Below are 11,793 nucleotides of genomic sequence, written 5' to 3'. Positions count from 1 at the left end.
CCCGGTAGGCACCGGCCCGGTCCCGGACGCCCAGGGCACCGGCCACGGGCTGACGGGCATGCGCGAGCGCGCCCACGCGGTCGGCGGCAGCTTCCGCGCCGGAGCGGATACCGACGGTCGTTTCCGCGTCGACGTGCGTCTGCCGCTGCCGGAGGCCGAAACACCGGCGGACGCTCCGAGCGGAGCCGCCGCAGAGCCGGATGCCACCACCCCGCAGGGGAGACCCGCATGACCATCCGCGTTCTGCTCGCCGACGACCAAGCCCTCGTCCGTGCCAGCTTCCGCATGATCATCGAAGCGGAGCCGGACCTGGAGGTCGTCGGAGAGGCGGCGACGGGGGAGGAAGCGGTCAGGCTGGCCCGCAGCACCCTCGCCGACGTTGTGCTGATGGACATCCGGATGCCCGACATGGACGGCCTCGCCGCCACCGGTGCCATCACGGCCGACGACGACCTCGCAGGCGTACGGGTGCTGATCCTGACAACCTTCGAAGCAGACGAATACGTCTTCCAGGCGCTGCATGCCGGGGCCAGCGGCTTCCTCGGCAAGGGCGTGGAGCCCACCGTCCTCCTCGACGCCATCCGGCTGGTCGCCCAGGGCGAGGCACTGCTGTCACCGAAGGCGACCAAGGCGCTCATCGCCAGCTACCTCGCCGTACCGGACCTCAAGGGCCCTCCGGTGCCGGAACTGACGAGCCTGACCGAGCGCGAGCGTGAAGTGTTCGTCCTCGTGGCCGCCGGTCTCTCCAACGACGCCATCGCCGAACGGCTCCACGTCTCGCCCTGGACCGCCAAGACCCACGTGAACCGCATCATGGCCAAGCTCGGCGCCCGGGACCGCGCCCAACTCGTCGTGATCGCCTACCAGACCGGCTTCGCTCGGGGGCAAGGGCCGGACTCTGACTGACCATGTTCTGAGCCGTGCCCCGGCTGACCCCGTCGGCTGCGGGTAGTGGTCAGCCTTGGGTGCCGGCGCGGTTGATCGCCGTCGAGTCGGCCACCGCAGCCTCCCCTCCGCCGTCGGTCTCCTCGCCTCGGCTCGGCACTGGTGGCGGCCGGGCTGCTGCCCGCCCTCCGCCGGACGACGGTTGCCCAGGAAGTCCCTCAGGCGTGACCTGGCAGCCCCGGTCAGCCGTGCCCGTCGAGCCGGCTGACCGGGGCCCGCTCAGTTCCGGGTCGCCACGGCGGTGAGGCCGTCGGTGTCGTGCGGACTCAGACGGGCGAGCGCAAGCCGCAGGAAAGCCTGGGCCGCGGGTGAGGTCGGAGCGGGATCGCGGTGCGCGCGAACCAGTGGCTGCTGCGCCTGCTCGTCGTCGAGCCGCAGCACACAGTCGGCGTGGTCGGCCGGGACGATCGTCTCCGCCACCTCGTCGAGACCCTGAACGGGTCCGAGGAGGGAACCGAGAACACCGTCCTCGGACCCTTCCACATGACCGGGTCGCCCCACTGCGAGCGCGGCAGTGCTCTGAGGACGGTTTCTACGATGTGCAACAGCCCCGACACCCAGCCGCCGGGAGACAGGCGCGGGCTGTTCCGCACGGACGGCGAGGGCCGCTACTGGTTCCGCACCGTCGTCCCCTCCCACTACCCGATCCCCACCGACGGCCTCGTGGATGGCCTGCTCGCCCGCGTCGACCACCACCGGCCGGTCACCACGCTTGCACAGCTCGACGGTCTTGGACTTGAACTCCGGCGTGAACGAGCGGCGAGATCGAGGCTTCTTCCCCATGGACCTCCACTACTGCGGAGGCTTCGGTGTGTCATGCGTGCGGTACATCGCTTGGACGTCCAGCTCAAGCTGGACCGTCGGCCCGACGACCGCGATGCCGCGCGCGAGCATCGAGCGCCAGTTGAGCGTGTAGTCCTCGCGGTGCAGCTCCGTCTTGGCCAGGGCAGCGCAGCGCAGTTCCTCGCCGTAGCCCCCGTTCACCATGCCCAGGTACGTCGTGTCGAGCGCCACCGACCGGCTTACGCCGTGCATGGTCAGAGTGCCCTGCAGCGTCCACTTGCTGCCGCCTCGGTAGGCGAAGCGGGTGCTGGTGAAGTCGATGTACGGAAACTGGTCGACATGGAGAAAGTCGGCGGAACGCAGGTGCGTGTCCCGGGTGTTGTTGCCCGTGGTGATGCTGGACGCGTCGATGCGCACGTGGACGCGGGACTGGGACATGTCCTCGACGATCTGGATCCCGCCCTCGAACCGTTCGAAACGGCCGTGCACATGGGCCATGCCGACGTGCTTGGCGATGAAGCGGATCGCCGTGTGCGGCGGGTCGAAGAGCCAGGTGCCGGTGACCGGGAGTTCGAGCTGCCGCGCCGACTGGAGCCACACACGTTGCGGGGACGGGGCGGCGTCCGCGACGACCTCGATGGTCTCGCGGTGCGGTTCCAGCCCCTGGGCCGAGACCAGCAGGCTGTAGCTGCCAGGCGGCAGGACGGCCATGAAGAGGCCGTACGGGTCCGTGGTGCCGCGTGCCGAGACCTGGTGGCTGCGGAGTTCCGTCACCGTCACATCCGCGGCGCCCAGGGGCTGGTTCACCGGATCCAGTACCTCACGAACGACGACACCCGCGCCGGCCGGAACGGGAAGCGCGGGGCCTGCAGCGCCCCTGGAGGCGTTGCTGAGTCGCCGCCGGAGCAGTCGGAGGGGCATGGAGTTCACCTTTCAGTCCAGTGGGGGTGCTCGAGTGCAGGCCGCAGCCCGGTGCGGTCACGGCCGCCCCGACGGCCGGTCTTCCTTGTAGGCGGTAATCAGGAACGGGTGCATCGAGGTGGCCGCGGAGAGCTCACAAGGCTTCCGGCGCGTCGTCGGTGTTCAGGGGCCGGCCGAGTGTCGGCATGACCCCGGGCGCGTCCGGGGCGTGCCGGTGAGGCTCGCGCAGCGCGTGACGACGATGTTCGGTAAGCCGTACGTGCTCAGGGCGAGTGCGACGGAGGCGCCGGCGGGGCCGCTGCCGACGATCAGTACGTCGGTCACGACATCGGGCTCGACGGTGTGCACGGGGTAACGCTCCAGGGCAAATGGGAACACGGGCCGACCTTCCAAGAACATGGAGGGGAAGGCGGTGGCGTGGGTGTCTCAATAAGAGACAGTGCGTCGGCCGTGTCACGGGGAATACGTGCCTGGATCGTTGCGCGTTCAACCGCTCGGGTAGGGTGAGCGCCGTCGTGACCACCGCAGAGCATCCCTCCGCCCGCCCCGCGCTCGCTTCGCTGCGCAGGGCCCGTGAGCTGTTCCTGATGGGGCATGAACTGCCCGACGGGGTGCCTGAAGAAGTCGTGGCGGCCTGGAAGCGCGCCCGGTTCTTCGGTGTGCGGCACGACGTGGCAGATCCGGAATTGGACGTGTCGCGGCATTCTGGACCAGCGCCCGAGTCCGCACTGCTGGCCGCGGCCCGGCCCGTCCTTGAACGGATCGCGCCCGCCGTCGGCACAGGGCAAGCGTCGCTTGTCCTCACCGATGGGGCGCTGCGGGTGCTGTGGGCCACCGGGTGCGCGCCCGCCGGTCGCTACTGCCTGGACCTCTCCGAACAGGTGGTCGGCCACAACAGTGCGGCCCGTGCACTGCACATTCGCCGCCGCGCCGAGGTGCACGGTCCCGAGCACTTCCTCGACCTGTGGCAGGAGGTCTCCGCGGTCAGCGTGCCGATACGGGCACCTGGGGCCGGAAAAGCAGTGGGCACAGTTACGGTGACCTCCCGCCTGTGCGCCGAGTGTGGGCCGCATCCGGGGGCCCCGCTCGCCGAGGCCGCGACGATCGCCGTCGAGGCGGAACTCCTCTCGCGGTCGCGGGGGGTTGAGCGGGTGCTGCTGGACGCATACCTCCAGGCCGCAGGAGAGCGGACTCGCGCGGTCGTCGCGGTCGACGGTCTCAATCGGCTCGTCAGCGAGGCGGCGGGGCAGTTCCTGTCGCCAGAGGGACTGGAGGCACTGGAGCGGAACGCGGTCGCCCTGCTGCAGGACTCGGGTCACTGGGCGCCATCGGAGTTCGCGGCCGCCCCAGGCACGGTTGCGGTGCCCGGAATCGACCTTTCACCGATTCCCGCCGCCCGCCTCGGGTCGGCGCCCGATCCGCCACCAGGCACTGCCGAAGCCTCGGCATCCGACCCGCATGCGACATCAGGCCTTGACGTAGGGCGCGAAGCGGCTACCACCACGGCGAGTTCGGCCACGTACCGCATCCGAATCCCGGACGGCACGGGCTGCTACGCGACCCTCACCCCTGTGCGCCATCTGGGCTCGATCGTCGGAGCGGTGGCCGTGCTGGAGCCGGTGGGTCATGGCGTCGTGGCTTCGGCCACGCGCACCGTCGTGGGACTGGCCGGGCGATCGGTGCCCTGGCGGCATGCGGTCGGCCGCGCGATGGAGTTGAGCAGGTCTCCAGAGCCCCTGCTTCTCATCGGCGAGCGCGGCACCGGGAAGACGTCACTTGCACGGGAACTGGTCTCGAACCCTTTGATCGTGGACGCGGCAGAAGGTGAACTGAGCGTCTCAATGGACGAGTTGGTGAAGGGCCGCCCGCTCCTGATTCGTCATGTCGAGCGTCTTGCGCAGTTCGACACGGCGACCCTCAACTCGCTGCTCGCATCGCATCCGGCTGTACCCCTACTGGTCACCTACACCCCCGGCACGCCGCCGGGTCCGTGCCTCCAACGGCTCCTGGACACCCTGGCAGCACGCTCGGTGACGCTTCCCGCGTTGCGTGAACGGCCCGATGACATCAGGGAGTTGATCACGTCCCTGACTCCCGCGCCCGCGCCGGGACGACCCCCGCTCTCCTGGACGCTGAACGCGTTGCGCGCCCTGGAGCAGTACTCGTGGCCGGGCAATGTCACCGAACTCGCCCACTTGGTACGGGCGTTGGCCGAGCGTCGTCTCGCGACGGGCCCCGTCCGGCGTGCTGAGTTGCCGGACCCCGTGCGTGAGGGCCCGGCGTCCCGGCCACTCAGCCCGATGGAGCATGCCGAACGCTCCGCCATCCTGGAAGCCCTACGCCTTCATGGCGGCAACAAGACCCGCACGGCGGCGGCCCTGGGCATCGCCCGCGCCACGCTGTACCGGAAGCTGCGGAGCTATCGCGTGCGAACCGCTCACACCAGGTAGGTGGTGTCGTCGCCGTTCGCCGTCCAGGTTCGGACTACACCCGAGGGCATCCTCTCAGTGACTCGTGATCGGGCAGCCGACCCCGTTTGACCTTGACACGGTGACAAGGTTTTGACTGCTTCCCAAGGAGGTGGTCCCGATGACCATGACGAGAGGGGACACGGATGCGATACGAGCGCTCCAGGGGCTGGAGGACAGTCGTTCGTCCGTGCGGCTGCGGGCCGCTCTGGCGGTCGGCACGGCGCCCGACCCGTGCTTCGTCGACAAGCTCGTCGAACGATGCGCGATCGAGCCCGAGTTCTTCGTCCGCGACATGCTGACCTGGGCGCTCACCCGCCACCCGGTGTCCCTGACGCTCCCCAAGCTGCTCCGCGAGGTCCGCTCCGAGCGTGCGCAGGCACGCAGCCAGGCGCTGCACACGCTGTCCAAGATCGGGGACGGGCAGGCGTGGCAGGCGATCACCCGGGCACTGTTGTCGGACGCCGACGACGAGGTGGCGCGCAGTGCCTGGCGGGCCGCGGTCGTGCTCGTCCCGGTAGGCGAGGAGCCCGCCCTGGCCACGGGCCTGGCGACGCAGCTCGGGCGCGGTGAACGGGAGACGCAGCTGAGTCTCAGCCAGGCGCTGGTGGGGCTCGGTGAAGTGGCCGGGCCGGCCCTGCACGCCGCGACGTCGGCTGATGACCCGCGCGTGCGTGCGCACGCGCTCGCCACACAACGGCTGCTGCGGGACCCCGACGCCGGATTCGAGCTGGCGATCGAGGAGGCCAAGCGCGTCGCGGCCCTCGCCGGAGCCCCCAAGACAGAGAATTGACCTGTGCTGATCGGTGAGGTGGCCAAACGGTCCGGGGTCAGTGCCCGCATGCTCCGGCACTACGAATCGCTGGGCCTCGTGCGGCCTTCGGGCCGTACGGGATCCGGTTATCGGGAGTACTCCGCGGAGGACATCCGGCGGATCTTCCACATCGAGAGCCTGCGGTCGCTGGGCCTGTCGCTGCGTGAGATCGGGCGAGCGCTCGACGATCCCGATTTCACGCCTTCGGCGCTCGTCGGCGACCTCATCCGTCAGACGCGCGATCGCATCGCGGCCGAGACCGAGCTACTCACGCAGCTCCGCCGGATCCATGCCGCGGACCCCGTCGGCTGGGAGGATGTGCTCCAGGTCGTTGCGCTCCTCCAAGCACTGGGGTCGAAGAGCGCCGACGTGCGCCAGCGCGCGGTCCTCTCCTCGGGCGACGAGGTTCCGGTGCCGGTGGAGGCCCTGGTCGAGGCGGCACTCAGCGAGACGGAGCCGAACGTCGCGGGGGCCCTGCGATGGGCGTTGGCGCGATCGGACGACAATCCCCTGGCACTGCTGGCAGAGGGCCTCAGCTCACCGGTGGCCGCGGTGCGGGAGCGAGCCGTTCAGGCCATCGTCGAGATGCCTGGTGATGCGGCTACGGCGCAGCTGCGGGATGCCCTCGCGAACCCCGACGCCGTGGTCCGCAGGTATGCGGCCTTGGCGCTCGGTACATGTGGTGTGGCCGATGCGGTCCCGGTGCTCATCGACATGATCGTGGAGGGAAGGAACGACACCGATGCAGCCGATGCGTTGAGCGTGCTGGCGAGCGACACCGCGACGGCAGATCAGATCGCGACGAGGCTCGTCAACCGCCTCGCCGACGACACAACCAAGGCACCTGCACGCGGGCGCCTGACCCAAGCACTGGCGGACATTCCGGGGACGACTGCGTCACGTGCCCTCGTGGAGCTGTCGCATGACGAGGACCGTGCTGTTGCACTGACTGCCATATACCTTCTTCAGCTCCGCGACGTGGGGTGACAGAATCTTTCACCGGTTGCCCCGCACGAGTCCCGCGGGCGGAGGGATCCTGGACCTGTCGCCGTCCTCCGAAGGGGCCTGCGCAAGGTCGCACTCGGCACCTGCGGACGCCCCTACGGGACTCCCTGCAAACACGAGCACGCCCCGTTGACTGAACGAGCAGTGGGGATTGGGCAGTTCAGGGGGCAGATGCCGCCTGCGGTCGCTACGGTCACCGGTCGTGATGGACGATGTCCCTGAGCGGGATCTGGCGACGTTGGTGGTTACTCGGTGGGGCCGTCTGGTGGAGACCGGCGATCGGTACGAGCCGTATCGGCTTGTCGATCCCGATGGTGTGAACGTGGAAGCGGTCGCCGTCTACTTCCAGGAGTTGCTGGCGGCCGGGAAAGCCCCGTCGACGGTCCGCTCCTACGGAATGGATCTACTCCGGTGGTGGCGGTTCCTGCAGGCAGTGGGCATTTCTTGGGACCGAGCGACCCGGGCCGAGGCCAGGGACTTCAGCCGCTGGATCCAGCTGACGGTCAAACCGAGGCGAGCGAAGACTTCGGCTCGGCGGTCGGTACAGGCGGCCAACGCCCCAAACCCTGTGAACGGCCTGCCACCGCACATCGCCCAAGTGCTCTGCGGGCATCGGAGTCTTGATACGACGATGGGCTACAAGGCGATCTACCCGGCCGAGACCATCGAGGCCCACCGCGCCTTCATCGCCCGTCGCCGGGCCAGCCGGCCCAGCGAAGAGTATCGGACGCCGACCGAGGAGGAATGGGACGCTTTCCTCGCGCACTTCGAGAAGCGCAAGGTCTCCATCGGCACCTGCGGCCGCGCCTTTTCAAGCCCCTGTGTTCATGAACACGCTTGCGTTCGTTGCTCGCTTCTCCGGCCGGACCCGGCCCAGCGCGGCCGGTTGGAGGAGATCCGCGACAACCTCGTCGCCCGCATCGCCGAGGCCGAGCGCGAAGGCTGGCTCGGAGAGGTCGAGGGTCTCCAGGTCAGCCTGGCTGGCGCCGAGGAGAAGCTCGGCCAGCTCGATCGGGGCCACGGGCAGCATACGGCCGTGGACCTTGGCATCCCCACCATGCGTGGTGATCGATGAATCCACGAAGATGGGCTGCCGCATGGCCCTCAACCGGCATCGAGAGCGTGTTCAAAGAAGTGCCCCGAAAGGCTTGAAACTCTATGCGCTTCATCTCCAAAACGTCGTTGGGCGGCGTGACCGAGCAGCTCTTCATCCTCGATGAGATCCCCGGCGTGCTGTGGACGCCGGAAGACGCCCACGGCACCCGCCCCCTGATCGTGATGGGACACGGCGGCGGGCAACACAAGAAGGCCCCCGGCATTCTGGCCCGCGCGCATCGCTTCGCCGCCGAGGGCGGGTTCGCGGTCGCCGCGCTCGACGTGCCCAACCACGGCGAGCGCCCGACGGACGAGGAGTTCGACCGGATCGCGACCGAGTACCGGGCGCGTATGGCCGCCGGAGAGGATACGGCTGCGCTGGACACCGCCATGTACACGCTCGTGGCCGGGCAGACCGTCGCGGAATGGCAGGCGGCCTTGACCGCACTCCAGCAACTCGACCATATCGGCGGCGGACCGGTGGGCTATTGGGGCGTGTCGCTGGGCTGCGCGCTCGGTATACCGTTCGTCGCCGCAGAACCTCGAGTCCGCGCCGCGGTGCTGGGCCTGCAAGGGGCGCCCGCGCTGGTCGGGACCGCCGCGCAGATCACCATGCCGGTGCAATTTCTGGTCCAGTGGGACGATGAGCGGATGCCCCGTGCACAGAGCCTGGCGTTGTTCGAGGCCATCGGTTCAGCCGAGAAGACACTGCACGCCAACCCCGGCAAGCACGGGGATCTGCCGCGGTTCGAGATGGACGACTCGCTGCGGTTCTTCACCCGACATCTGGGCTGATACGTCTGTAGTACACGTCGCCGACGAGCGCCTACGCGGGATCGTCACCAGGACGAACGTCGCCTGACACGGCACTAGCTAGTTCAGAGAAGCTTGTGTCAGATGCTCACTCCTGCGACCGGACCCGACCCAACGAGCACGGCTGGTCGACATCCGCGACAACCTCATCGCCCGGATCGCCGAGGCCGAGCGGGAAGGCTGGCTGGGCGAGGTTGAGGGTCTGAAGGTCAGCCTTGCTGGCGCCCAGGACAAGCTGGCTCAGCTCGGTGCCGAAGCGGCCCGGCGATCGACGGCCGTCAGTCTCGGCATGCCGGCGTTCGGCCAGACCGCCGCCCCCACTGGAAACCCGACCCCGATCCCTGACCCAAAAGACTGACCTTAGGCTGTGGCCATGCTGCTGATCTACGACGGAGAGACCACTGCCGACGCGCCCGCGCCGCGCACCGGCGGAGTCCCGCTCGTCCCGGGGGAATTCGTCTGGCCGAGGTGCCGCGAGTGCGGTGGGGCCATGCAGTTCCTCGCCCATCTTCCCCTCGACATCGGCGTGGTCGCAGTGTTCTTCTGCCAGAACGATCCCGGGATGTGCGACGACTGGGACGCCACTGCCGGCGCCAACCGCGCCTACCTGTTCTCCGGTGAGCTCACCCTGGCCACTGTCCCGGCCGACGGCGAGACGCTCCTGGGCGCGGTGACCGCTCTGCGCCTCCATCCCGCTGACAATCCCACGGAGGAGCCGGTCCTCGGACGGCTGGGCGGCGAGCCTGGCTGGATTCAGGGTGACGAGACCCCCGACTGCCCCGAGTGCGCCACCCGCATGACATTCACGGCCGAGCTGAAGGAGGGTTACGACTACGCCACCTCCGCGAACTTCGGCGGCGGGGGCCGCGGATACCTCTTCCACTGCCAGCCCTGCAGCGAGGCCGCGTTCCTCTGGCAGCGCTGACCGCCGCCCCAAGAGCCATGCCGCGCGCGTAGTTCAGAGAAGCTTGTGTCAGATGCTCACTCCTTCGACCAGACCCGGCCCAGCGGGCACGGTTGGTCGAGATCCGCGACAATCTTCGCGAACGGATCGCCGAAGCCGAACGGGAAGACTGGCTCGGCGAGGTCGAAGGACTACGAGTCAGCCTCGCCGGAGCTGAGGACAAGCTGATTCAGATTGACCGAAGTACCCACAGTCGCACCCCAGTCGACCTCGGTATTCCCACCGTCGCCAAGAGCCAATAATCGGCGAGGCCGAATCTGAGACATTCAGGTCACCCCAGCGAGCACCCATGAGGAGGCGCCATGGCGATCGGAGTCCGGCTGTTCCGTCCCGATGATGCACCACGACTCGCCGAGATCGTCCAACGCTGCCTGCGAGAAGTGAACAGCCATGACTATCCGGCCGACATCATCGACAAGATGTGCGCGCACTTCACAGCCGAGCGGTTCATCGAACTGTCAAGCAGCCGCCTCGTCTACGTGGCCGAGGACGCCAGAGTCGTCGGCACCGTCTCCCGAGACGGCAACAAGGTCTACACGATGTTCGTCGATCCCGATCTGGCCCAGCGAGGGATAGGTCGTCAACTCATGCGACACATCGAGGCCCTGGCCGCGCGCGACGGATACGACCACATGGAGACCGGCGCCAGCATCACCGCTCACCAGTTCTACCTCAAACTGGGCTACACCGATGTCCGCGAGAGTGAGACCGAGTTCGGCCTCAACTTCATCCTCCGTAAGCCCCTGCCATCAGCCGAAGCACCTCCTGATCAATAGGAGGAGCGCCCAGTGATGTCCATCCCAAGAGATCATCCGGGAGTTCAGATAAGCCTGTGTCAGGTGCCCCATGCTCCGGCTGGACCTGCCCAGGAACCTCGGCTGCTGGAGATCGAGACCAACACCCGTCAGCGCCTGGGAGAGGCCCAGCGGATGCAATGGCTCCGCGAGGTCGCCGGCCTGCAGGAGAGCCTGAGGCACATCGACGACAAGAAACAGCAGGCAGAACGTCTGCGAGCCCAAGTCGGCCGAGGTGAGGACGGGGTCGCTGCCCTTGGTTAGGTTCTCACGCCTCCGCGATGATCTGGGCCTTGAGCCGGTCATATTCGGCGACCGCATCCGGCAGGTGATCGAAGAAGTCCTCCCAGAAACCAGGTCGCTGCCACTCCTGGGGCGCCAGGGCCAGCCTGCCGTCGCTCAGTCCGATGACCCAACAGGTCGGCATCCGATCAGACACGATCTCGAACATGGCTGCGTCCCACAGTCCAGGGGAGTCGATCTCGTCTCGCCTCGCACTGCGGTCAGGAAGACGGAACAGGACGCTGGGCCGGGCGGCGGACACTTCGAGGACCGGGTACTCCTCGCCGATCCGCACGCCTGGATGCTCGCTCACTACCGTCGAGGTCCCGGGTTGGATGATTTTGATGCATCGGACGATCACCGCTGCAGCCTATGCGGTTCCCGGCTCCGCCGGCTCCCGGCCTGCGGACGACGCCGAGTTCAGCACAACGGGGACCGGTGCCACTCGGTGAAGTGCGGGTCAGCCAGCAACACCACACGGTCCGCGCCGACATCGAAGCCGAGCACCGGGTGCCCGGGGTCAGCCTCTGGCGCGAGCACTACAGATTTGTCCAAGGAACGTCCGATCGCCCGCAGGAAGCCGCACAACACGTTCAGTTGCACCTGGCCCTGGAGCTCCCGAAGGTCAACGTCGAAGTCGATCGAGTCGGCCGCATAGGGGCGAAAGCTTGCTATTACTCTCGGTACTGGCCAGAGTCTCGACATCACACTGGCCTCAACGCCCCGAGCCAACAGCACCTCGGCCCGCGGAAGCCGCACCACGGCACCATCCTCGGAGTACTCGCACGCCCAATCCCGCGAGCGCGCCAAGCCGTTGGCGAGTGAACGCGCGAGTTGGCGACTGGAGCGGAGGGCGGGGTGCGACTTTTTGAGCCGTGACACGCTGGTTGGAACCTGGTCACGAGGGTT

12 protein-coding genes and 2 pseudogenes are annotated in these 11,793 nt (G+C 68.1%); 9 read left to right on the top strand and 5 right to left on the bottom strand.

Translation table 11 applies throughout. The features are described 5' to 3' along the window. Positions 1 to 232, top strand: a pseudogene (locus ACTWQO_RS43930) (hypothetical protein); the annotation flags it as partial. Beyond that, on the top strand, positions 229 to 906 hold the full coding sequence (locus ACTWQO_RS43925; RefSeq protein WP_443242989.1) for a response regulator: 678 nt from the start codon (positions 229 to 231) through the stop codon (positions 904 to 906). The pseudogene ACTWQO_RS43930 and the gene ACTWQO_RS43925, both read left to right, overlap by 4 nt. Positions 907 to 1,164: 258 nt before the next feature. Here the strand turns inward: ACTWQO_RS43925 and ACTWQO_RS43920 are convergent, their stop codons facing one another. The 3 genes and pseudogenes from ACTWQO_RS43920 to ACTWQO_RS43910 all read right to left on the bottom strand — a co-directional run. Further along, positions 1,165 to 1,728 carry a hypothetical protein gene (locus ACTWQO_RS43920; protein ID WP_443242988.1) on the bottom strand — a complete coding sequence of 188 codons (564 nt, stop codon included), beginning with the start codon at positions 1,726 to 1,728 and terminating at the stop codon, positions 1,165 to 1,167. A 9-nt stretch (positions 1,729 to 1,737) separates the two neighbouring features. After that, positions 1,738 to 2,649 (bottom strand): YceI family protein, encoded by a 912-nt coding sequence (locus ACTWQO_RS43915; protein WP_443242987.1) that lies wholly within the window; start codon positions 2,647 to 2,649, stop codon positions 1,738 to 1,740. A gap of 201 nt (positions 2,650 to 2,850) precedes the next feature. Continuing rightward, positions 2,851 to 2,997, bottom strand: a pseudogene (locus ACTWQO_RS43910) (FAD-dependent monooxygenase); the annotation flags it as partial. A 167-nt stretch (positions 2,998 to 3,164) separates the two neighbouring features. On the opposite strand from ACTWQO_RS43910, the gene ACTWQO_RS43905 reads away from it, so the two are divergent. From ACTWQO_RS43905 to ACTWQO_RS43875, 7 genes are all read left to right on the top strand, one after another. Continuing rightward, positions 3,165 to 5,099, top strand: coding sequence for a helix-turn-helix domain-containing protein (locus ACTWQO_RS43905; RefSeq protein ID WP_443242986.1), 1,935 nt, complete (start codon positions 3,165 to 3,167; stop codon positions 5,097 to 5,099). A gap of 139 nt (positions 5,100 to 5,238) precedes the next feature. Continuing rightward, a complete protein-coding gene (locus tag ACTWQO_RS43900) occupies positions 5,239 to 5,910 on the top strand; it encodes a HEAT repeat domain-containing protein (protein WP_443242985.1) in 672 nt (223 codons plus the stop codon). A gap of 3 nt (positions 5,911 to 5,913) precedes the next feature. Then, the gene (locus ACTWQO_RS43895; protein ID WP_443242984.1) at positions 5,914 to 6,918 is read left to right on the top strand and encodes a MerR family transcriptional regulator; all 1,005 of its coding nucleotides are present in this window, start codon (positions 5,914 to 5,916) and stop codon (positions 6,916 to 6,918) included. Positions 6,919 to 7,141: 223 nt separating this feature from the next. Next, positions 7,142 to 8,011 (top strand): site-specific integrase, encoded by an 870-nt coding sequence (locus tag ACTWQO_RS43890; RefSeq protein ID WP_443242990.1) that lies wholly within the window; start codon positions 7,142 to 7,144, stop codon positions 8,009 to 8,011. 83 nt (positions 8,012 to 8,094) lie between these two features. Then, on the top strand, positions 8,095 to 8,826 hold the full coding sequence (locus ACTWQO_RS43885; protein ID WP_443242983.1) for a dienelactone hydrolase family protein: 732 nt from the start codon (positions 8,095 to 8,097) through the stop codon (positions 8,824 to 8,826). A gap of 391 nt (positions 8,827 to 9,217) precedes the next feature. After that, positions 9,218 to 9,769 carry a hypothetical protein gene (locus ACTWQO_RS43880; RefSeq protein WP_443242982.1) on the top strand — a complete coding sequence of 184 codons (552 nt, stop codon included), beginning with the start codon at positions 9,218 to 9,220 and terminating at the stop codon, positions 9,767 to 9,769. Between the two features lie 341 nt (positions 9,770 to 10,110). After that, on the top strand, positions 10,111 to 10,584 hold the full coding sequence (locus tag ACTWQO_RS43875; protein ID WP_443242981.1) for a GNAT family N-acetyltransferase: 474 nt from the start codon (positions 10,111 to 10,113) through the stop codon (positions 10,582 to 10,584). 286 nt (positions 10,585 to 10,870) lie between these two features. Here ACTWQO_RS43875 and ACTWQO_RS43870 read toward each other — a convergent pair whose 3' ends face one another. Together ACTWQO_RS43870 and ACTWQO_RS43865 are read right to left on the bottom strand one after the other, a co-directional pair. Then, positions 10,871 to 11,179 (bottom strand): hypothetical protein, encoded by a 309-nt coding sequence (locus ACTWQO_RS43870; protein ID WP_443242980.1) that lies wholly within the window; start codon positions 11,177 to 11,179, stop codon positions 10,871 to 10,873. A gap of 125 nt (positions 11,180 to 11,304) precedes the next feature. After that, positions 11,305 to 11,646, bottom strand: coding sequence for a hypothetical protein (locus ACTWQO_RS43865; RefSeq protein WP_443242979.1), 342 nt, complete (start codon positions 11,644 to 11,646; stop codon positions 11,305 to 11,307). Positions 11,647 to 11,793: the final 147 nt, after the last annotated feature.

The sequence above is a fragment of the Streptomyces sp. 4N124 genome (genome assembly GCF_052245395.1).
GTDB lineage: Bacteria > Actinomycetota > Actinomycetes > Streptomycetales > Streptomycetaceae > Streptomyces.
This window is presented reverse-complemented; position numbering and strand designations above follow the sequence as displayed.